Source organism: Undibacterium sp. GW821-FHT07F11 (assembly GCF_059418665.1).
In genome coordinates this window covers 201,141-220,072 of the sequence record NZ_JBWKQH010000010.1, presented here as the reverse complement: position 1 = coordinate 220,072, position 18,932 = coordinate 201,141, and the positions used below count along the sequence as shown (strand labels likewise).

Here is an 18,932-nt window from a genome sequence, read left to right as displayed (position 1 = left end):
GGCAAGGATGGTGCTGACGGCGAAGCCGGTGAACAGGGATTACCCGGGCGTGACGGTACTGACGGCCGCGATGGCAAGGACGGAACCGACGGCGCCCAAGGTGAAAAGGGCGAGCAGGGTGAGCAAGGACCTGCCGGGCAGGATGGTCGTGACGGTGTGGACGGCAGAGACGGCGCTGAAGGAATGCCGGGAGCCCAAGGCCCAGCCGGTGCTGACGGTGCCGCGGGCGAAAAAGGTGATCGCGGTGAGCCAGGGCCAGCGGGCCCAGCCGGGCAAGACGGTCGCGATGGAGTTGACGGAAAAGACGGCAAGGATGGTGCTGACGGCGAAGCCGGTGAACAGGGATTACCCGGGCGTGACGGTACTGACGGCCGCGATGGCAAGAACGGAACCGACGGCGCCCAAGGTGAAAAGGGCGAGCAGGGTGAGCAAGGACCTGCCGGGCAGGATGGTCGTGACGGCGTTGACGGAAAAGATGGCGCTGATGGTGCCGCGGGCGAAAAAGGTGATCGCGGTGAGCCAGGGCCAGCGGGCCCAGCCGGGCAGGATGGTCGCGACGGCAAGGATGGAGCCGATGGTGAAGCCGGTGAGCAAGGTTTGCCTGGGCGTGATGGCGCCGACGGCCGTGATGGAAAAGATGGAATCGACGGCGCCCAGGGCGAAAAAGGTGATCAAGGTGGGCAAGGACCTGTCGGTCCAGCTGGTCGTGACGGCACCAACGGTAAAGACGGTGCTGACGGACAACCGGGAGCCCAAGGCCCAGCCGGTGCTGATGGTAAGGACGGTATCAATGGCAAGAGTTTTACCATTGACGATGTAAAGCAAGTACTCGAGGCCGAACAAGCCAAGCATGCACTGGAGATTGAGCGTCGTGCAAATGACTGGATTCAACGTACCGTTGAAGACATGCGGCAGCGTCTTGAAAAAGCGATTGAGGCTATCCCGGTACCCAAGAATGGTAAGGATGGAAGAGACGCTCTTGATCTGGACGATCTTGAATTGATCCAGTCAGAGGACGGTCGCACAGTAACCCTCTCTTTTCGCCGCGGGGACACAGTGATAGAAAAGTCATTCATCATACCTTGCATTATCGATCAAGGTGTCTGGCGCCATGAGAAACCCTACGTCAAGGGTGATGGCGTGACGTTTGCCGGTGCCTACTGGATCGCTAAGCGCGAACAGCCTGGCAAGCCAGGTGATGGCGATGGATGGCGCCTCAGTGTAAAAAAAGGGCGCGATGGGAAGGACGCTGTTTCCAATAAAGCGGAGCCAGCGCAATGATCTTCACTCTTGAACTTATTACTGGCCCCGATATAGAGCCGGTTACTCTCGCTGACATGAAGAAACACTTGCGAGAATATGACTCTGTTACCGAGATGGATGCCATTATCACCAATTTGATCACCGGCGCCCGCGAATGGGTTGAAGGTTATACAGGACGATCACTGGTTGATCAGACGTGGAGACTTACTGCTGAACGTAAAATAACACCGGTCTCAAACACGGTAGCCATGAACTGGCCAGATGCATCCACTACCGAAGTGCTGTTGAGACGTTCTCCAGTACTATCCGTCGAATCAATCGCATCAATTGATTTAGATGGTACCGAAACAACGATTGCCGATGATACCTACCAATTGCGTCTTGAGAAATCCAAGTGGCCAAAGGTAATTGCATTGAGCGGGAGTAACTTTAATCAGGAAACACTGCGCATAATGTTTCGAGCCGGATATGTAGATCGAGCAGTCAGCCCAATACAGGATGCAAGCGTCATACCGGAACGATATAAGCAAGCAATCAAGCTTTGGGTGCAGGCGAATTATTATCCGGACGATAAAACGGATGCTTTGTTAAAAACAGCCGAGTTGCTCATTCGCGGTGAAAAAGCTGATCTGTCCTTCGCATGATACTTAGTCAAATAGCAAATAGCCGATATAGCGAAGTTTTGCCAGCATGGGAAGATCATACGGTTATCATCCTCGCTGGTGGGCCGAGTCTGACATCGATGCAGGTAGAACAGGTAGCCGTAGCAGTGGTGTGCGGTGGTACAAAATGTATTACAGTCAACGATGCTTACTTGCTGGCACCATGGGCTGACGTTCACTATGCCGCTGATTTGCGTTGGCATCAATGGCATACGGCTGGTATTGAGATAGACGGATTATCCGCTGCCGCTGTCAGCAAGCGATGGGCAGATGCTACTGGCCAAAAGTGCAGCATTGAAAATGGGGCAAGTACTGTTGTTGATGATAGCGTGCACTTGTTGAGAAACGCTGACGGGAATAGTCATGGTTATGGTCTTTCACTTGATCGTCAGTCGCTGGTAACAGGTCGTAATTCAGGTTTTCAAGCACTCAACCTGGCTGTGCTTGCAGGCGCCAAGCGAATCATACTTCTCGGTTTTGATGGCCAGGCTGGAACAGATGGCCGTTCACATTGGTTTGGTGAGCATCCCCAGCCACAACCAGCCAGTGTATATATGTATTTTCGCGCGGCGATGACCGCTGCAGCACCTATTCTTGAATCAATGGGTGTTCAAGTGCTGAATGCAAGTCCAAATTCGGCAATTGACGCCTTCGTAAAGGTCAATCTGGGGGATGTGCTTTGAGGCCAGAATGGGATGGCAAAACTGTAATTTGTATTGCAAGTGGCCCTAGTTTGACCATTGATGACTGCGAAATGGTGCATGAAACAGGTTTTCCGACTGTCGTAACAAACAATGTTTTTCAGGTTTGCCCATGGGCAGATGCGCTTTATGCGCATGACTCGAAATGGTGGAAGCTATATTCCGAAGAAGTTGCGGCCAAATTTCCAGGCCGCAAATTTGGTGCAAACCAATTAGCTCTGCCTTATGGTGCCGAAACAACCTTCGGTGCTGAATGGTTCAAACCGTTTTATAACTCAGGTGCATGCGCGGTTTCCCTGGCAATTTCAGGCCGGGCCGACACGGTGATCATGCTTGGTTACGATGTCTCTCTGGGGAATGCCGGTGAAACGCATTTTCATGGTGACCACCATAGAGGTTTGAGTAACGGTGCATCAATGGGGAAATGGCCACGACAGTTTGATCTACTTGCCAAGTACGCAAAAACTAAAGGTGTTAGCGTGATTAATGCAAGTCGCAAGACATCTTTATCATGCTTTCCTGTTAAAAATTTGGAAGAACTGCTGTGAAAATATTGCGCGGCGGCAGTGGCTTGGGTGATTCGATTTACTTGCGGCCTTTCGTTGATCACTACATTGGTCAGGGGGAAAACGTTGAGGTTTGCTCGAACTATCCTGACCTGTTTATTGGCACGGTTGCCACCGTTTCACCGTTTCGCCGAGACAGAGTGAACAAAGTTTGCCATTACGTATCCGGTAAGAGTCGAAAAGACACAACTCAGTGGCAGGATCTATGCGTAAGCGCGGGTACTGGTGAGATCGAAATGAAGATCAACTGGCAAATCCAGAATCATGTGCTGGTAGACGAAATACTACGCAAGGCTGCGGGCCGCACAATAGCACTGGTCCATGGTGGCAGGGTGCCAATGGGGCGGACTGATGGATTCGCCATGGATTTGCTGCCTGGTAAAAAAGTGTTTGAGCGAGTTATTCAAGAACTCAGCGGTGCCTACTTTATACGTATCGGGAAGGGCGAGCAGCTATATCCGCTTGATTGTGAACTTGATTTGAATAATGGCACTTCGATCGCGGACCTTTTGGATGTTGCATCGATCTGCCATGCAGTAGTCGCACAATGCTCATTTGCTGTGCCCTTGGCAGAGATATTCGATAAGCCATTGCTTGCAGTCTGGGCAGCAAAGGGCATGCAATCAAGCAATGCCTACATAAAAACAATCACGCCAAAAAAGGTGCTTAGCAAAGCAAGTTCAAGGTTTGTTGTTGACGATTGGGATGCTGAACGCATTCGAGATGAAGTAGCAAAATTCTATCAAGTCACTTTTCAGTGACTTTTTTTATGGACGCAAGAAATGCAGTTTGTTAGTTTTGAGCATGCGGCGAGAACGTTTCGTGGCAAGTCTGTCGTCATTGTTGGTAGCGGCCCAGGTAGTCTTGGCAATAAACCTGGCTTTGTTGATTCACATGATGTGGTCGTGAGGGTCAACAACTACATGACTGGCCAACAGCAGGGTTTTCGCAGTGATGTGCACTATGCGTTCTACGGTACATCGATCAAGAAGTCGGTTGCTGACCTACAGCATGACGGTGTGAAACTCTGCATGTGCAAATGTCCAGACTCGAAGCCGCTGGCGTCTGACTGGCACGAACGAATGGGCAAACAGGTTGGCATTGACTTCCGGTACATATACCGCAACCGCGTTGCATTCTGGTTTTGCGACACGTTCATCCCAGACGATGAGCGATTCATGAGCAAATTTGAATTGCTGGGGAAACACATACCAACAACCGGGTTTTCGGCAATTCTTGACGTGCTTGCTTGCGATCCACGCAGCGTGCACCTGACTGGTTTTGATTTCTTCAGTTCCGGCGTGCACAACGTCGACGAAGCATGGCGCCCGGGCAATCCGGCTGATCCTATTTGCCACAGGCCTGACCTGGAATCTGAATGGATCAAAAGGAATGAAGGAAGTTTCCCTCTCACCTTCGATGAAAAATTGAAAGAAATCATATGCCAGAAGAATTAGACATGGCTGAGCAAGCATCAATGCGCCAGCGAATTGTTGACCTGTACGGAGACAAACTGCTGCGCAAGAGTGCACTGAATATCCGCGAGGGTGCTGGCGTATTTGAATGGGCCATGTCTGGCAAGGGCTACAGGACTGTGCTGGAAATTGGTACCTATCGCGGAGTGTCCGCTGCTGAGATGTCCCAGTTTTGCGATCGAGTAATAACCATTGATCTCAAACAAGGGAAGATTGAACGCTCCAGCGATCGTCATGATCGCCATGCATTCTGGGAATCGCTCGGTATCAGCAATATCGAGTTGCACCTGGTAGCCAACGATAAAGAAAAAGCAGCACTGATCAAAACACTGGATTTTGATTTTGCATTTGTGGATGGTGCGCACGACGAGACTGTCAAACTTGATTTTTCGTTAGTAAAACGATGCGGAAATGTTCTGTTTCATGACTATGAACCGAACCACAAGCCCGGCCAAGGCCATGTTTTCAATCTGGTGAATGGCCTCCCGAAAGAACAAGTGCAAATCAATGACATCTTTGCACTCTGGAATGGAAGGAAATAAATGAAAATGGAAAAAGGATTCCGCGTTCAGCAATGGACCAGCGACATGGAGAAACAGGTCGGTGACCGGCTCAATACGGTAATGTGCGATCCACAGTTGCTCAGCGTGTACCAGCGCTTTGGTGGTGAAGTGTTCCGCAGGTCCAGTGTTTTTCATGGCCTTGCGAAAATCCTGTCCGATAACAATGTCCGTGGTAAGACTTGCTTTGAGATCGGTACTTGGAATGGGCTGACATCAGTCGTGCTGTCGAAATTCTTTGACCGCGTGGTCACAATTGACATTGCACATAATCAGCAAAAGCACGACATCATCAATCATCTGGGCATCACCAATATCGAATGTATTGATATCCCGGACAATTCAGCAAAAGCTGGCATCATCGCTGGTCTGGACTTCGATTTCGCCTACCTAGATGGCGATCACGCCAACGACACAGAAATGGATTGGGAACTGACCAAGCACTGTGGCCGGGTCTTGTTCCACGAAGTCTGGCCCTTTCAGTCGCCAGTATGGGAGCTGGTGCATTCCCTCGATCAGGACAACGTGACCTACGGTGGATATGGTCTGGCAATTTGGAACGCCGGCAAGTAATCATCATGGACAAACTAATTGCAAGCTATCCATCGGTACCAGATGGAGACCTGGTCCTGTGCCCAGCAAATGGAGTGGCTTATCAAGCCGATATGTCTGCCGACCCTGTGCCATATGACACAGAGTATTTTAATAAATACAAGCAGTATGAAGGCAGTGATATAGCAAGGGCGCTGAACAACGGGCGCTGCGCCATGATGCTCAGGCACGTGGAAGAAGGTTCCAGGGTACTGGATATTGGTGCCGGATGTGGCACTTTTGTGATGGAGGCCCAGGCATGGGGTTTTGATGCATATGGATTCGACATCAACCCTACCACTGTCGAATTTCTGAAAAACAAGAATTGCTTCGCCACAGAGCCGGGCTCGTTCGATGTTGTGACGTTCTGGGACTCCCTGGAGCACATTGAGAATCCCATGGAGGTTTTGGGAAGGGTTGCTCACGGCGCGATCGTGCTGGTGGCAATACCTGTTTTCAACGACTTGCGCAGGATCCGGGAATCAAAACACTATCGGCCAGGTGAGCACCTCTACTATTTCACCGAATTTGGTTTTATTGGTTGGATGCAGCAGCATGGGTTTCTCATAATTGACCACAGCGACCATGAAATCGATGCTGGCCGGGAGAGCATCTCGGCATTTGCCTTCAGACGCGCATGAAAACAGCGAATTGCTTCTGTGGTGGCGAAACCCAGGTCGAATACTTCGATCACCCCAGGATAGAAAACAAGTGGTTTCTGATTTGTTTGAAATGCAATTCCATGAGCAAGTTTGTCAAAACTGCAGATGATGCGGAAAAGCTTGTGCTTACAGAAAGTGATAAATGAATTCAGGCCAGCTTGACCGCCAAATCTCCATATACAGGAAATCGGTCACAAAAGATCCTGTTTTTGGAACCGAGATCATTGAATGGGTGCCGCTGGTGGCGTTGCCAGGCAGTCCAGTCATAGCCGAGAAGTTTTGGGCATCGGTTCAGGATGAACTCCCGAGCAAATCCGAGTTTATAAAAAACAGCCTGCCGATTGGCAAACTGAAAACTCGTATCCGTCTGCGCTACCGCACCGATATTGATATGACCATGCGCGTTATCGTGCATGGCGACGTAGACATGACATATCAAATCATAGGGGGGCCGGTGATGGTGAACTCAGCCGGTCGCAAGAACCTTATTGAAATAATGTGCGAGAACTATTCAACAATTGGGGAAACACTCTGATGAGCGATTTAGTCAATGTCAAAGGCCTGGCTGATTTACAGAAGATGCTTGATCAAATCCCGGCCCTAATGGAACGCAATGTCATGCGTGGTGCGTTACGCGCAGGTGCCAATGAGGTCAAGAAGGAAGCGCAGACCCAACTGAAATCAAACGGCAGTATCAAATCCAGCACGTTGCTGAATGGGCTAAAAGTTTCGACAGCTGCAAAAGGTGCCCAAGTCACAGCAAGCGTCAAAGTCAAGGGAAAGCACGCCTATATAGCGCGTTGGCTGGAATACACCGGCGCGGCACCCCATGTAATCCGACCTAAAAATACCAAAGCACTGGCCGTTGCCGGGAAGGCTGTCAACAAAATTGATCATCCGGGCTTCAAGGCTAAGCCCTTCCTACGTCCGGCAATGGATATTGCAGCTGCTACCGCTGTGGTAGCAGTAGGCGAGGCGATCAAGAAACGTCTTGCGATAAAGCACGGAATTGACACAGCTGATGTGGACATAGGTGAAGTATGACAACTCCATGGAAGATAGAACCCATCTGGATGGGCGAAACAGTCGCCGTGCTGGCCAGTGGGCCCAGCATGTCTAAACAAGTCGCTGAACAGCTGCGCCAGTACAAGTGCATTGTCGTCAACCATACCCATAAGTTGGCACCTTGGGCAGATATGCTGGTGGCGCTGGACCTGAACTTGCCTCTGTGGGCAGATGCATCAGGTTTCGCTGGCATGCGGGTATGTGCTGTGGAAAGCGATGAGGTCGACGCGCTCTATATCGGTCCGATGTATGAACGTGTGGAATTGTCACCCATGCACAAATTGGAAATTCACAACTCTGGCTTGGCAGCGATCCGTATCGCTGAGAAGATGGGCGCTGCAAAAATCATTCTTGCAGGTTTCGACCCTGAACTGAATCGGGAGAAATACCCAGGTCTAGTTGAAGGACTGGCCGCATTGATCAAAGAATTATGCGGTCGCGGGATCCTTGTTGAACGCTACGCAGAATCAAAACCGATATTTGCCCGCGCTTTGAAACAAAAAAACAGCAGAAAAAAGAAAGCTCAGGCGCTGTAAATGTCAGCAGTGAAAGTGATCAGATACTTGCTTGCAAATAACTCGCCATTGAATGCAGTGGTACCTGCAGACAAGATCATGGCAGGCAAGCTCCCTCAGGGAATTGTTTTGCCAGCGATATCAATCATGCATATTTCGACTGTTCGACGTCACCCAGTGAAAACCACGCCTACAAAGTTTTGTACATCGCGCATTCAGGTCACGGTGAAGGCTGCAAACTATCCTAGCCAAGATGCCATATCAGTACTGATCCGCGCGGCGATACCAGAAAACAGAGGAATCATTGCAGGCGTCGATGTGGATAGCATTCTATCGGATATAGACGGGCCAGATTTTAGTGATGAGGAGATCGGTGATTGCCAGGGAAGCATGGATTACATAGTCAAATTCAACGAGTAACGAGCCGCGCAAAGCGGCTTTTTTATTGCCAATGATTTTTAACCGCCACCTTTGGGTGGCTTTTTTTATGCGTCACCCAAACCTGAAGGAGAAGCAACATGTCTGAAAATACAGTACCAGTCAGCACCCTGGGGGCAACTTTGGCCCTGAGTGCCAGTTTGCCGGAAACCTACGATGCCGCCGGTTATGGTTCCACCGATATGGTCTATACGCCGATCGCAGAGATTGAAAACTACGGTAACCACGGCGGTACCAAGACAATCACAGAGTTCACGCCTGTTGATACCGGCATTGTTACCAAAATAGCAGGGTCAAAGAACTATGGCACGATGACCTTGATGATGGCACACATACCATCCGACGCCGGGCAGGTTTTGCTGGATACGGCATTTGAGTCTACCGCCCACTTCTCAGCAAAAATGACCTATCCATCTGGCCGCATCCATTACTTGGACGTTTTGGTTGCAAAAAATGAAAACCAAGATGGTGCCGCCAATGATGTGCAAAAACTGGCAATCGACTTTGCCTTGTGCAAAAAGCCAGTCAAGGTCGCCGCAGTTTAATCCCACCCAATTTGGCGAAAGCCAATAACCAGTACCGACCGGGTTGCCATCGCCTTTCGCGGGCGTGGCGACCTGGCACGGGCATTTTTTTTACTATCCGCGAAAGAAGACTATGGAACAAATCACAAACACCACAGAGCTGACACCAGCTCCAGCATTTGATGTAACCGCATTCGAAGCAAGTGATACAGCAGTGCTGATCGTGCAGAACAAAAAAGACGATGGCCCTTTGATGGTCAATGACAAGGTAGTCCGCATTGAACTGTATGGCCCCGGCTCCAAACAGTATCTGAGTGCTCAGCATAAAATCGAGCAGCACAATCAGGCACTCACTTTTGCTGGCATCCGTGGCAAGCCGATCAAAGAAACAGCGGATGATAAGGCGGAAAAACGTGCCAACAAACTCATCGCTTGCACATGCTCCATTGATAACTTTCCTGTACCACCAAAGGATCTCTATTTGAATCCTAAGTTGGGGTATATCGCGGACCAAGTTGAAAAATTCATTGGTGACTGGTCAAATTTTTAAGAGCGGTCAGTGAAGAACTGACCCTGTTTGTCCGGTATAGCGCATGGCTGAATGCAATACCGGACAAACGAGAAGGTGACAGGTCAAAAAAACCAAACCGTTCGCGTATCGAACAGATGCGTATCAACGAAAAGGATGAGGATTTCAATCCAGAAATGCCAGAAATTGAATGCAGATATCTGGTTGACCTACTTTTCAAAATTGGACCGTCCATCGGTGAGCATGCATTGACCCACGGTGAAATCGAATCGTGGCAACGCAATACTGGGGTCTGTTTGAATGGCTGGGAGTGCGAAACACTCAAGAGCCTATCAAACAGTTACTTGAGCGCTTCATTTGAGTCCAGGAAATACGATTGCAAGCCTCCCTGGATGCCAGAAACATATAAGGCCACGGTCGCACGTGATCTTGAGAACGAAATAGAAAACTTAATTGGTTTGTAACTAAACCTGAAACCCGCTTCGGCGGGTTTTTTTATGGATAAAACATGATCGCCGGAACAATTGAGATTCAGCTCTTAGCCAATATGGCGCGCCTCCAGAAGGATATGGACGACGCCAAACGCACGGTGAGCGGAGCTATGTCCGGAATCGAAGCAGCGATCAACGTGGCTAAAACAGCGATTGCTGGCATGGTCGCCGGGCTATCGGTGAATGTGTTTGTCGGTTTCATTCGTAGCGCCATTGAGGCCAAGGCTGGCTTACAAGGGCTTTCTGAGCAAACAGGCTCAACTGTTGAATCACTATCAGCCCTCAAGAGCATAGCCCGGCTATCAGAGACGTCGATGGATAGTGTCGCGGATGTAATAAACAAGCTCTCAAAAAACATGGTGGCGGCAAAAGATCCTGCCAATGCAGCTGCTATTGCTTTCAAAGCAATAGGGGTCACCAGTAAGGATATTTCCGAGAGCATGGACGATCCAGCCAAGATGTTACTTGTCTTGGCAAAAAATCTGGACCGATTCAGGGATGGCGCAGGCAAGACGGATATCCAGATGGCGCTGATGGGTAAGTCGGTGGCCTCGATATTGCCTTTCATGAAAGACCTTGCTGAACAAAATGAACTGATCACTAAAACCACCTCGGAACAAGCCCAGGAAGCCGACAAGTTCGAAAAAATCATGGTTCAGATGGGTGGAAAATGGAAGGGCATCTATTCCATCATAGCTGATCAAATTCTCCCTGTGCTCAATGAGTTTTTCGGCGCCATGCTCAAGGGCGGCGGCATAGCCAAAACGCTGACTGAATATGTGCGCGAGTTAGCCAAAGAGGGAAAGATCAGAGAGTGGGCCGAAGCAGCCAAGACTGGTATCGATATGCTCATGTCAGGCATAAAACCGGCAATCACAATTGTCGCGTCTTATATGGCTTTGTTTGTCGCGGCCCCCGCTGTTTTTTCTGCTGCAACGGCAGCATTTCTAACCTTATATGGGGCAGTCGGCAAAGTCGCCGTCGGTATGCTGGCAGGGCAGGCATCAACCTTTAGTTTCAATAAAACTCTGTTTGGAACTTCAGTGGCTGCGGAGGTTGCGGCCGGATCGTTATCCAAAATGATGGTAGCGGGCAGCATCTTGTTTGCCGCATTTGCTGGCTGGCAGATTGGTACGTGGCTTAGCGAAAACTTTGTTGAGGCACGTGTTGCGGGTCTGATGTTTGTCTCTGCCACGCTAAAAGGTTGGGAAAACCTCAGGTATGGTGCAGAGATGGCCTGGGAGGGAATCAAGTTCGCGTGGGATACCACCATCAATTTGATGAAAGGATCTTTTGCTGAATATTTATCGTCAGTCGCGAATGGTTTGAAAGCTGTAGGTGCAACTGCGGTAGCCGCTGAAGTATCAGCATATGCTGAAAGCCTGCAAAAAGCTGCATCGTCTCAAAAGTCTTTCACTGAACAAACAGCTGGTATCACTGAGGCTCACAGAAAAACCATTGCAGCGATTGATGATGATATCACCAGAACAATTGACTGGGAGATGTCGAATAAGAAAGCTGCAAAAACTGCGAAGGAATCATCAGATGTTCAAAAGATTTCTAATGAAGAACTTGTAAAAGCAGCGCAACAAATCAAGGATCAAGAAGATCGCAAAGCAGCTGCGGCGCTAGCTGGGGCCGCAGCCGCAAAGAAAGAAGTAGAAGCCTACGGCGCACTCATAGCAGTCATCAAAGGCAAGACCGAAGAGAACCGCCTTGAACTAATCATTGGCGAGAATGCATCTGAAAGCCAAAAAGAACTGATCAAACTTGAGCAGCAACTTGCATCCGGCAAGCTTGTACTCACCGCTGCACATATAGCTGCAGCCAAGGCAGCAATCCAGGAGCAGGCCGCGACCGAGGCGATGCTCAAAACCAGAAACGCTGAAAAGGCCACACTCGATTGGATCATTGCCAGCACTAAGGCTAGGCTGGCCTCAAAAGATGCGCTGGCATTCGAGTATGCAATGTATGGCAAGAGTAATGATGAAAAAGAAATAGCACTTGTTGCTATGAAAGCTGAGGTGGAACTGCAAGATGAATTGGAGAAACGCCGCAAGGCGATGATTCCAGTTACAGAAGAAATGCTGGGACAGATGAAGCGCGAGATGGATATGAAGGTCACCCAGGACCAGATGCGCTTGCGTGAAAGTAAAGCTCTAGGTTATGCCGAGCAACTTGCTATTGACAATAAGCGGTTCATCGCCGAATCAATATTTGATGAAAAACAACGTGCCGCTGCAGTTCTGGAAATTGATGCTGAGGTTTGGCGCAAGCGCATCCTTGCAGCTGGTGAAGGTACTGAAGCGCAAAAAAAACTCCAAGGTGAATTCAATGTCTGGTACGCCGATCAGGCAGCAAAACCACAAATTGAGTCGCAGCGAAAAATATGGGATTCCATTGAACAAACTGCGCATGACACTTTTCTAAGTATAGCTGACAGCGGGAAGAGTGCCTTCGACCGCCTACGCGACACTTTGAAAAATGGGCTACTTGATCTGCTGTATCAGATGACCCTGAAGAAATGGATATTCAGCATCGGCGCCTCGATGAGCGAGGGAGGTGCTGGCGGGTTGCTTAGCAATGCCGCAGCACTATCTGGTGGCGGGAGTTCGGGCATGTCTGCATTGAGCATGCTTGGATCAGCGAAAAATCTTTGGAGTGGCATCACTTCGGGATTCACGCAAATGACCACTGGCTTTGGTGAAGCTGTACAGACCGGCATCAATATGATGAAGGGCTTTAGTTTCGAGCAGGCCTCGATGTTGGCAAAAGGTGCCCCTACCGGCGCAAACATCATCGGTGTCGGTCAAACCAGCGTGCCAGCTGGGGCATCAAGTAGTGCAAGCAGTATCGGCATGGTTGGAGGTATTGCGGCGGCCGTCCTGGCTGCAATGAGCTACAACAATAGTTTGTACAAACAAGGGTGGAATATCCGTAACGGTACCGAGGCAAATGGCGTCGGTACGTTAGTTAATGGTGGGCTGCCTACAAACGGATTCTTGAGCCTGTTCTCAAGTGTCGGAGCAGTCAAGCTGTCCGATTCCATTATGCAAAAGCTTGGCATGAGCAGCCAGCTTGCCTCATTGCTATCTGGATCATCCGTCATCGCCAGCCTTTTTGGCAACAAGGATCCAGAGATCACGCGCAAATATGTCACCGGTACATTCTCCAATCAAGGGTTTGCGGGTCAAAACAATCTCGACTGGTTTAGTAAAGGCGGTGTCTTTAGTAGCGACAAGACAGGTACCCAATCTGGAGCCCTGGACACCGGGTTTGCGAGTGCCCTGAGCAAACAATACGAGGCAATCACATCTGCCACGTCCATATTTGCAGAATCTCTGGGCATCAATGCTGACTACATCAAAACCCGCACGCAGAGCATAAGCTTTGACCTGGGTAAAGATGACGAAGAAAACAAAGCCAATATTGTCAAACTGTTTTCAGACATCAGCAGGGACATCAGTAAAGAAATTCTTAGCCTTGGAGACAACGCAGGCCTGGCGCTGAGCAGTCTGGCAAAGGATGGGGAAACTGCAACAGATACCTTAGCCCGCATATCCCTGAATTTCACTACTGTCAACGGCATATTCAAAGACCTGGGTTTGTCGTCACTGGAGCTGACCAAGGCTGGTATTAAAGCATCCGACAGCATCATTACTTTGTACGGCAGCCTGGACAGCATGAAAGCGGTGTCCGCTGCGTATTACGAAAAATACTACAGCGACGCTGAAAAGGCCGCGATCGTCACCAAAAACCTGACAGAGGAATTCAAAAGTGTCGGTTACGTATTGCCAGAATCTCTCAAACAATTGCGCCAGTGGATCGAAGCGGCCAAGGCCCTGGGCACAGAGGCCGGTGACAAGACCTATGTCGCATTGATGCAGTTGACCGGTGCCTTTGCAGGATTGCAAGACATCAAAAAGCCAGTTGATGACAAAGCTGCAGAGAAATCGAACCTAATGCTCCAGATCATGGAAGCGCAGGGTCTCGGTCAGCAAGCGCTCAATTTAAAACGTCAGACAGAACTGATCCTGATGGATGACGAGGTTAGCGCCCTGAATGAAAAGCTGGACCTGGAACTGGCAAACAAAGCAGCACGTGAACTTGCCACCCGCCAGGCATATCAATCTGTCGAAATACTAAAACTCGAAGGTAAAACTGCCGAGGCAGCCGCGCTCCAGCATAAGTTGGAAATGAGCGCGATGGAAGATGGGTTAAAAATAGGTGCTGAGCGCATCTATCAACTTGGTCTTGAGAATCAGGCGCAGGAGATAGCCAAACAGCATAGAGCACTGGACATTGAGCTGATGCGTGCATTGGGTCAAGAAGAGGCCGCCCTCGCTGCTGAGCGGGCTGATGCGCTTAAAGGGATGGACCCATACAGCCAGAACGTCACAAAGCAGATATGGGCTGCCAACGCCGCTAATGAGGCTATCGCCAAAGCCAAAGAAGCAGCAGAAGCAGATGCGCGCCAGCAAGAACAAGTCCGCCAGGCCGCTCAACAACAGGCCGAACAAGCTTATCAGGATGCAAAGCAAGCATACGACCAGCAAATCAGCCAGGATAGGAGCGACCTGCAAGAAGCCTATAACGCCGAGGCTGCCACGCTACAAGATCTGATTTCTAGAATGGGCGGGTTTGCCCAGGCCGCGCGCAAGCTGCAGGAATCACTGCGCTTCGGTGCCGACTCACCTCTGACCCGTGCACAAAAATTCTCGCTGGCGCAAGCCGGATTGCCGGATGTGATTGCTTCTGCCAATCGGGGGGACTCTGCTGCTGTTGACAAGCTGCAGCAATATGTCGAACTGCTCAAAGCAAGCGCATCATCATCTGAAGAGTATGCCGTGGGTGTGGCTAAGGTCATATCGATACTCGACGGGTCCGCAGATATCGCAGAAACACAAGAGACGATTGCAAAAAACCAACTCGCCGCGCTCAAGAAGTCTGTCGATGTGATGATGGGGGTCGATAAGAGCGTCAAGTCAGTCAGCGAAGCACTTGCCAAACTCAACCTGGACATACAAACCGGATTAACTGGCGTATCCAGTGCTGTATACGGCCAGTTCCAGGCGAACAATAAAACTACATCACCGGTCTCAACGACTACTGCAGCGAGCCAGGCAATCATTGATGCAGGCCCCAAACAGTCCGTTGTCGCCGATGTCTATGCACGCTATCGCGATGCTGAGAAAGCATACGGCGAGATGGTGGTGGCCGCTCAGAAGAAAGGGTTTGCTGGCACAGAGTCAGATTACACCGCCCAGTTCGGTGGCAGGTTCGATCTGAATGCGGAAATGATCAAGGCGCTGACTTCTAAAGGTTACCTGGCCACAGAGTGGATGAATAGCGTGCCAGCCTTCGATATCGGTACCAACTATGTGCCGAAAGACATGCTGGCAATGATCCACGAAGGCGAGGCCGTGGTACCGAAAGCATTCAACCCGTCGGCACATGGGCCAACCAACTCCGGATCCGGCACCTCAGACCTGATTGAAAAATTGATGAAAGAGGTGGACGGCTTGCGGGCGGAAGCCAAAGCCACAGCGATTCATACAGAAGCCATGTCCCGGTTACTGCGTAGGGTGATACCTGATGGCGATGCGATCGCAACCAGGGAGGTGACAGCATGACGGCAACGATGAAGTTGATCAAGCCCATTGCAATCACCAGTAGCAACCTCACAAGCAGCACAGCGGCAGATCCCAGCAACAGTGAAGTCGCTTGGATTAGTGGGCATGCATACGTGGTCGGCAATCAGGTAATTGTCGTGGCACAGAAAAGAAAATACGAGTGCATATCAAACATCACTGGCACTACATCTCCTGAACTAGATGCGACACATTGGACAGACATTGGTCCATCAAATCAGTGGGCAATGTTCGATAGGAAGATTGGCACCAGCACTACTCTGGCTGCCAGCCCTCTCACTATCGTGGCAGAGCCCGGCACGATTGGCGGTTTGTCATGCTTGGAGTGTGTAGGGCGTGAGGCATCCATCATTTACAAGGATGCATCTGGAGGAACAACTGTTTATTCGAGAGATGTAAGCCTCGATGGCACGATCATAGGCAGTGTCTATGAATGGTTTTTTGAGGATTACGAGCAACTCAGCGACTTCGTTTTGACTGACTTGCCGGCGCAATTTCCGAATGGCGAACTGACGGTTTCAATAACCGCTACGTCTGGCAGCGTGAGCTGTGGTGTATTGGTCGTTGGCAAAGTACTGGAAATCGGTCAAACGCTGTCCGAACCTACTTTTACGATCGATGACTACAGCGTCAAGGAAATTGATGATCAGGGTGCCGTTGATGTCGTTGAACGCTCATACAACAAACGTGGCAGCTTCAAGGTACTGACAGCGGCCAGGAATTTCAACAGATTATCCAGGCGTCTGTCCGAGTTACGGGCCACACCAATCGTCTACATCGGCATCGATGACGGTACCGGTGCATACCAGGCATTTATCCAATACGGCTTTTACGAAAGCTTCTCCATCGTCGTGCCATACGGCGAAGCACATCTTTGCAACCTTGAAATAAAAGGGCTCATCTAATGACCTTTACTACACTCACGCCCCTCGATCGCACGGCAGCAACGTTCAGAGACGACTGTGATACGTTCTTTGGTACCGACCTGCCACGATTTGTCACTGAAGGCAACGCCATGGCCGCCCAGATGACTGCGGCGGCCAATGGTGGTGGCTTCACCATCGGTTATGTGTTCAGTACAACAACGACCGATGCTGACCCTGGTGCCGGTAATCTTCGTTTGAGCAATGCGACGCAAAACGCAGCGACCACAATACGCGCAGACTTGACTGATGTGGGCGCCACTGATTGGTCATCAGTACTTGACACCTTTGATGATTCGACCAGTACCGTCAAAGGCCAGATTCGCCTGAGCAAGTTGACTGATGGTTCGAAATGGCTTGCTTTCAATGTCACGGCAATTGCATCTCCATCCGGGTACCGGAACATTACTGTAGCAAATGTCGGATATAGCGCCGCAAGCCCATTCACCAATGGCGACTATATTTTGATGACATTCACCCGCACGGGTGATAAAGGCGATACAGGTAACCCTGGCACAGACGCTGCTGGCACAATCCAATATACGTTTGACACCACCACGACCGACAGTGATCCAGGTGCTGGCAAGCTCCGACTCAGCAATGCTACACAGAACGCAGCGACGGTCATCCGCGCTGATCTGACAGATATCAACGGCGTGGATGTATCAGGCTTCCTTGATACCTGGGATGCCTCAACCAATACCGTCAAAGGCAATCTCAAACTCGCAAAGCTGGGCGACCCGACGAAATTTATTACTTACAGCCTGTCTTCACGCGCAGCACCATCCGGATACAGGAATTTTACGGTCTCAGTCATTGCATATAGCGCGGCTAACCCATTCACAAACGGCGATACGTTAGTGCTTGGATTTGTCCGGGCAGGTGATGCCGGTTCAGCTGGGAATGCATCGGGGGATTCAACCACCACCACCACTGGAAGTAACATCACACTGACCAGTGCAAGTACTCGAGTTCAGCGATTTGCTTTTACTGCTGCAAATCTGCGCATCATCTTGCCTAATGCCACAACCCTCTCTGCTTTCAAGGGAGCGCCGGCGTTTGAATTCATTAATGACGGGGTTTTCCCGGGAAGAGTTGAAGACTCCGCTGGGAATAGCCTGGCAATCATCGGGGCTGCCCAATCTGGCTCAATTGCATTGAATGATGTTTCAACAAGTGCCGGCACTTGGAAAGCGCAAAACAAGACTTATGATGGTTCAGCCTTGGCACCTCAATATAGCGGTTCAATGGTGGCAGTGTCTGCATCAGCAATTGGCAATGCACCTGGCCGCATCGCTTGTGCAGCGCTCACGACAAATAAATTCATACTTTGTTGGGTAGATGCAGGAGCAACGCTGAGTCGATGTGCAGTAGTGGATGTTTCCGGTAGCACACCAACAATAGGTACACCTTCGACATTCTTCTCTGGTGGCGCAACATTCATCAGTGTCTGTGCTATTTCTGCTACGCAAGCGATAGTCTGCTATCAAGATGGTAGTAACACGGTTGGGGCTTCAAAAGTAATCAATATATCGGGCAGTACGATCAGTTCCATTGGTTCGGCATTCAACTATAACTCCGGGAATACGAATTCCAGCAGCGTGCAGGCCTTGTCGGCCACGACAGCCATAGTTGTCTATAACGACACGTCAAATAATCTAAGCGCGAAAGTGTTGTCAGTATCTGGCAGTACTATCACAGGTGGCACTGCAGCTGCAATTCAAACGACGACTGCGACGGCCTACCAGACGGTGATCGCTTTGTCTGCGACAAAAGCTGTCGGGCTGTATCAACTGACAGGTACCACATTCTTACGTGCAATAGTACTCGATATATCCGGGACCACAATCACACCAGGTGGCGACGTAGCATTGAATGCGGTCGCCAGTACCTATATCTACGGTGCTGGGCTTGGTGACGGTGCAAAGATGGTGGTGGCCTTCGTCAATGCAGGTGCCAACGTACAGGCATTCCTATTATCAGTATCTGGGACGACATTCACGGCCGGCACCGCCACAACCATCAGGGCCGGTGCAGCAACAGATATATCAGCTTATGTAGTCAATGGCCGAAAAATAGCGATCTCTTACACAGCACCCACCACTGGCTATATTGAAACCATGCTGGTCACGGCTATCCAGGGTGACACGGCTATCACTTCTACCGGTGCCAATCCGCTCAACGCAACCAGTTCTGGTTTCTCAGCTTCAGCTGTATCAAGCAACGGGAAGCTGCTCTCCGTTTATCGCAACGGATCGTCTACTTTCGGCAACTCAGTTGTTACTGAGCTGCTCGGATAATCAATTCAGTCGTGTG

19 protein-coding genes are annotated in these 18,932 nt (G+C 50.2%); all 19 read left to right on the top strand.

The genetic code is table 11. From position 1 onward, the window contains the following. Nucleotides 1-1,281: collagen-like domain-containing protein (locus AC07OI_RS24040; RefSeq protein ID WP_495258967.1), on the top strand; the 1,281-nt coding region annotated here is incomplete at its 5' end. Beyond that, on the top strand, nucleotides 1,278-1,907 hold the full coding sequence (locus tag AC07OI_RS24035) for a head-tail connector protein (RefSeq protein WP_495258966.1): 630 nt from the start codon (nucleotides 1,278-1,280) through the stop codon (nucleotides 1,905-1,907). The genes AC07OI_RS24040 and AC07OI_RS24035, both read left to right, overlap by 4 nt. Nucleotides 1,908-1,945: 38 nt before the next feature. Beyond that, nucleotides 1,946-2,608: a hypothetical protein gene (locus AC07OI_RS24030; RefSeq protein ID WP_495258965.1), complete on the top strand. Its 663-nt coding sequence runs from the start codon at nucleotides 1,946-1,948 to the stop codon at nucleotides 2,606-2,608. Nucleotides 2,609-2,658: 50 nt separating this feature from the next. Next, a complete protein-coding gene (locus tag AC07OI_RS24025) occupies nucleotides 2,659-3,174 on the top strand; it encodes a hypothetical protein (protein WP_495258964.1) in 516 nt (171 codons plus the stop codon). Continuing rightward, nucleotides 3,171-3,953, top strand: coding sequence for a hypothetical protein (locus tag AC07OI_RS24020; RefSeq protein ID WP_495258963.1), 783 nt, complete (start codon nucleotides 3,171-3,173; stop codon nucleotides 3,951-3,953). The genes AC07OI_RS24025 and AC07OI_RS24020 overlap by 4 nt, the downstream gene beginning before the upstream one ends. A 21-nt stretch (nucleotides 3,954-3,974) precedes the next feature. Then, nucleotides 3,975-4,649: a hypothetical protein gene (locus AC07OI_RS24015; RefSeq protein WP_495258962.1), complete on the top strand. Its 675-nt coding sequence runs from the start codon at nucleotides 3,975-3,977 to the stop codon at nucleotides 4,647-4,649. Next, nucleotides 4,634-5,209, top strand: coding sequence for a class I SAM-dependent methyltransferase (locus AC07OI_RS24010; RefSeq protein ID WP_495258961.1), 576 nt, complete (start codon nucleotides 4,634-4,636; stop codon nucleotides 5,207-5,209). The genes AC07OI_RS24015 and AC07OI_RS24010 overlap by 16 nt, the downstream gene beginning before the upstream one ends. Then, on the top strand, nucleotides 5,210-5,800 hold the full coding sequence (locus AC07OI_RS24005; RefSeq protein ID WP_495258960.1) for an O-methyltransferase: 591 nt from the start codon (nucleotides 5,210-5,212) through the stop codon (nucleotides 5,798-5,800). A 5-nt stretch (nucleotides 5,801-5,805) separates the two neighbouring features. Next, nucleotides 5,806-6,459, top strand: a complete 654-nt coding sequence (locus AC07OI_RS24000) for a class I SAM-dependent methyltransferase (protein WP_495258959.1) — start codon at nucleotides 5,806-5,808, stop codon at nucleotides 6,457-6,459. Nucleotides 6,460-6,622: 163 nt separating this feature from the next. Then, nucleotides 6,623-7,015 carry a head-tail adaptor protein gene (locus AC07OI_RS23995; protein ID WP_495258958.1) on the top strand — a complete coding sequence of 131 codons (393 nt, stop codon included), beginning with the start codon at nucleotides 6,623-6,625 and terminating at the stop codon, nucleotides 7,013-7,015. Then, on the top strand, nucleotides 7,015-7,524 hold the full coding sequence (locus tag AC07OI_RS23990) for a hypothetical protein (protein ID WP_495258957.1): 510 nt from the start codon (nucleotides 7,015-7,017) through the stop codon (nucleotides 7,522-7,524). Before AC07OI_RS23995 ends, AC07OI_RS23990 begins: the two co-directional genes overlap by 1 nt. A gap of 68 nt (nucleotides 7,525-7,592) precedes the next feature. Continuing rightward, the gene (locus AC07OI_RS23985; protein ID WP_495258956.1) at nucleotides 7,593-8,081 is read left to right on the top strand and encodes a hypothetical protein; all 489 of its coding nucleotides are present in this window, start codon (nucleotides 7,593-7,595) and stop codon (nucleotides 8,079-8,081) included. Next, complete coding sequence (locus tag AC07OI_RS23980; protein ID WP_495258955.1) at nucleotides 8,082-8,480, top strand: hypothetical protein; 399 nt, start codon at nucleotides 8,082-8,084, stop codon at nucleotides 8,478-8,480. Between the two features lie 98 nt (nucleotides 8,481-8,578). Further along, nucleotides 8,579-9,043 (top strand): phage tail tube protein, encoded by a 465-nt coding sequence (locus AC07OI_RS23975; protein WP_495258954.1) that lies wholly within the window; start codon nucleotides 8,579-8,581, stop codon nucleotides 9,041-9,043. Nucleotides 9,044-9,155: 112 nt separating this feature from the next. Further along, nucleotides 9,156-9,572 carry a hypothetical protein gene (locus tag AC07OI_RS23970; RefSeq protein ID WP_495258953.1) on the top strand — a complete coding sequence of 139 codons (417 nt, stop codon included), beginning with the start codon at nucleotides 9,156-9,158 and terminating at the stop codon, nucleotides 9,570-9,572. 116 nt (nucleotides 9,573-9,688) lie between these two features. After that, entirely contained in the window at nucleotides 9,689-10,015 is a 327-nt protein-coding gene (locus AC07OI_RS23965) for a hypothetical protein (protein WP_495258952.1), read from the top strand. Nucleotides 10,016-10,059: 44 nt separating this feature from the next. Continuing rightward, the gene (locus tag AC07OI_RS23960; RefSeq protein ID WP_495258951.1) at nucleotides 10,060-15,675 is read left to right on the top strand and encodes an autotransporter outer membrane beta-barrel domain-containing protein; all 5,616 of its coding nucleotides are present in this window, start codon (nucleotides 10,060-10,062) and stop codon (nucleotides 15,673-15,675) included. Further along, nucleotides 15,672-16,598 (top strand): hypothetical protein, encoded by a 927-nt coding sequence (locus AC07OI_RS23955; protein ID WP_495258950.1) that lies wholly within the window; start codon nucleotides 15,672-15,674, stop codon nucleotides 16,596-16,598. The genes AC07OI_RS23960 and AC07OI_RS23955 overlap by 4 nt, the downstream gene beginning before the upstream one ends. After that, nucleotides 16,598-18,916 (top strand): hypothetical protein, encoded by a 2,319-nt coding sequence (locus tag AC07OI_RS23950; protein ID WP_495258949.1) that lies wholly within the window; start codon nucleotides 16,598-16,600, stop codon nucleotides 18,914-18,916. Before AC07OI_RS23955 ends, AC07OI_RS23950 begins: the two co-directional genes overlap by 1 nt. The last annotated feature ends 16 nt before the right edge of the window (nucleotides 18,917-18,932 follow it).

Excerpts from the sequence above, each read along its gene's own strand:
- AC07OI_RS23985 (WP_495258956.1), top strand. The coding sequence starts at position 7,593 with ATGTCTAAACAAGTCGCTGAACAGCTGCGCCAGTACAAGTGCATTGTC.
- AC07OI_RS24015 (WP_495258962.1), top strand. The coding sequence starts at position 3,975 with ATGCAGTTTGTTAGTTTTGAGCATGCGGCGAGAACGTTTCGTGGCAAG.
- AC07OI_RS24010 (WP_495258961.1), top strand. The coding sequence starts at position 4,634 with ATGCCAGAAGAATTAGACATGGCTGAGCAAGCATCAATGCGCCAGCGA.
- AC07OI_RS24005 (WP_495258960.1), top strand. The coding sequence starts at position 5,210 with ATGAAAATGGAAAAAGGATTCCGCGTTCAGCAATGGACCAGCGACATG.
- AC07OI_RS23975 (WP_495258954.1), top strand. The coding sequence starts at position 8,579 with ATGTCTGAAAATACAGTACCAGTCAGCACCCTGGGGGCAACTTTGGCC.
- AC07OI_RS23960 (WP_495258951.1), top strand. The coding sequence starts at position 10,060 with ATGATCGCCGGAACAATTGAGATTCAGCTCTTAGCCAATATGGCGCGC.
- AC07OI_RS23955 (WP_495258950.1), top strand. The coding sequence starts at position 15,672 with ATGACGGCAACGATGAAGTTGATCAAGCCCATTGCAATCACCAGTAGC.
- AC07OI_RS23980 (WP_495258955.1), top strand. The coding sequence starts at position 8,082 with ATGTCAGCAGTGAAAGTGATCAGATACTTGCTTGCAAATAACTCGCCA.
- AC07OI_RS23995 (WP_495258958.1), top strand. The coding sequence starts at position 6,623 with ATGAATTCAGGCCAGCTTGACCGCCAAATCTCCATATACAGGAAATCG.
- AC07OI_RS23965 (WP_495258952.1), top strand. The coding sequence starts at position 9,689 with ATGCGTATCAACGAAAAGGATGAGGATTTCAATCCAGAAATGCCAGAA.
- AC07OI_RS23950 (WP_495258949.1), top strand. The coding sequence starts at position 16,598 with ATGACCTTTACTACACTCACGCCCCTCGATCGCACGGCAGCAACGTTC.
- AC07OI_RS24000 (WP_495258959.1), top strand. The coding sequence starts at position 5,806 with ATGGACAAACTAATTGCAAGCTATCCATCGGTACCAGATGGAGACCTG.
- AC07OI_RS24035 (WP_495258966.1), top strand. The coding sequence starts at position 1,278 with ATGATCTTCACTCTTGAACTTATTACTGGCCCCGATATAGAGCCGGTT.
- AC07OI_RS23970 (WP_495258953.1), top strand. The coding sequence starts at position 9,156 with ATGGAACAAATCACAAACACCACAGAGCTGACACCAGCTCCAGCATTT.
- AC07OI_RS23990 (WP_495258957.1), top strand. The coding sequence starts at position 7,015 with ATGAGCGATTTAGTCAATGTCAAAGGCCTGGCTGATTTACAGAAGATG.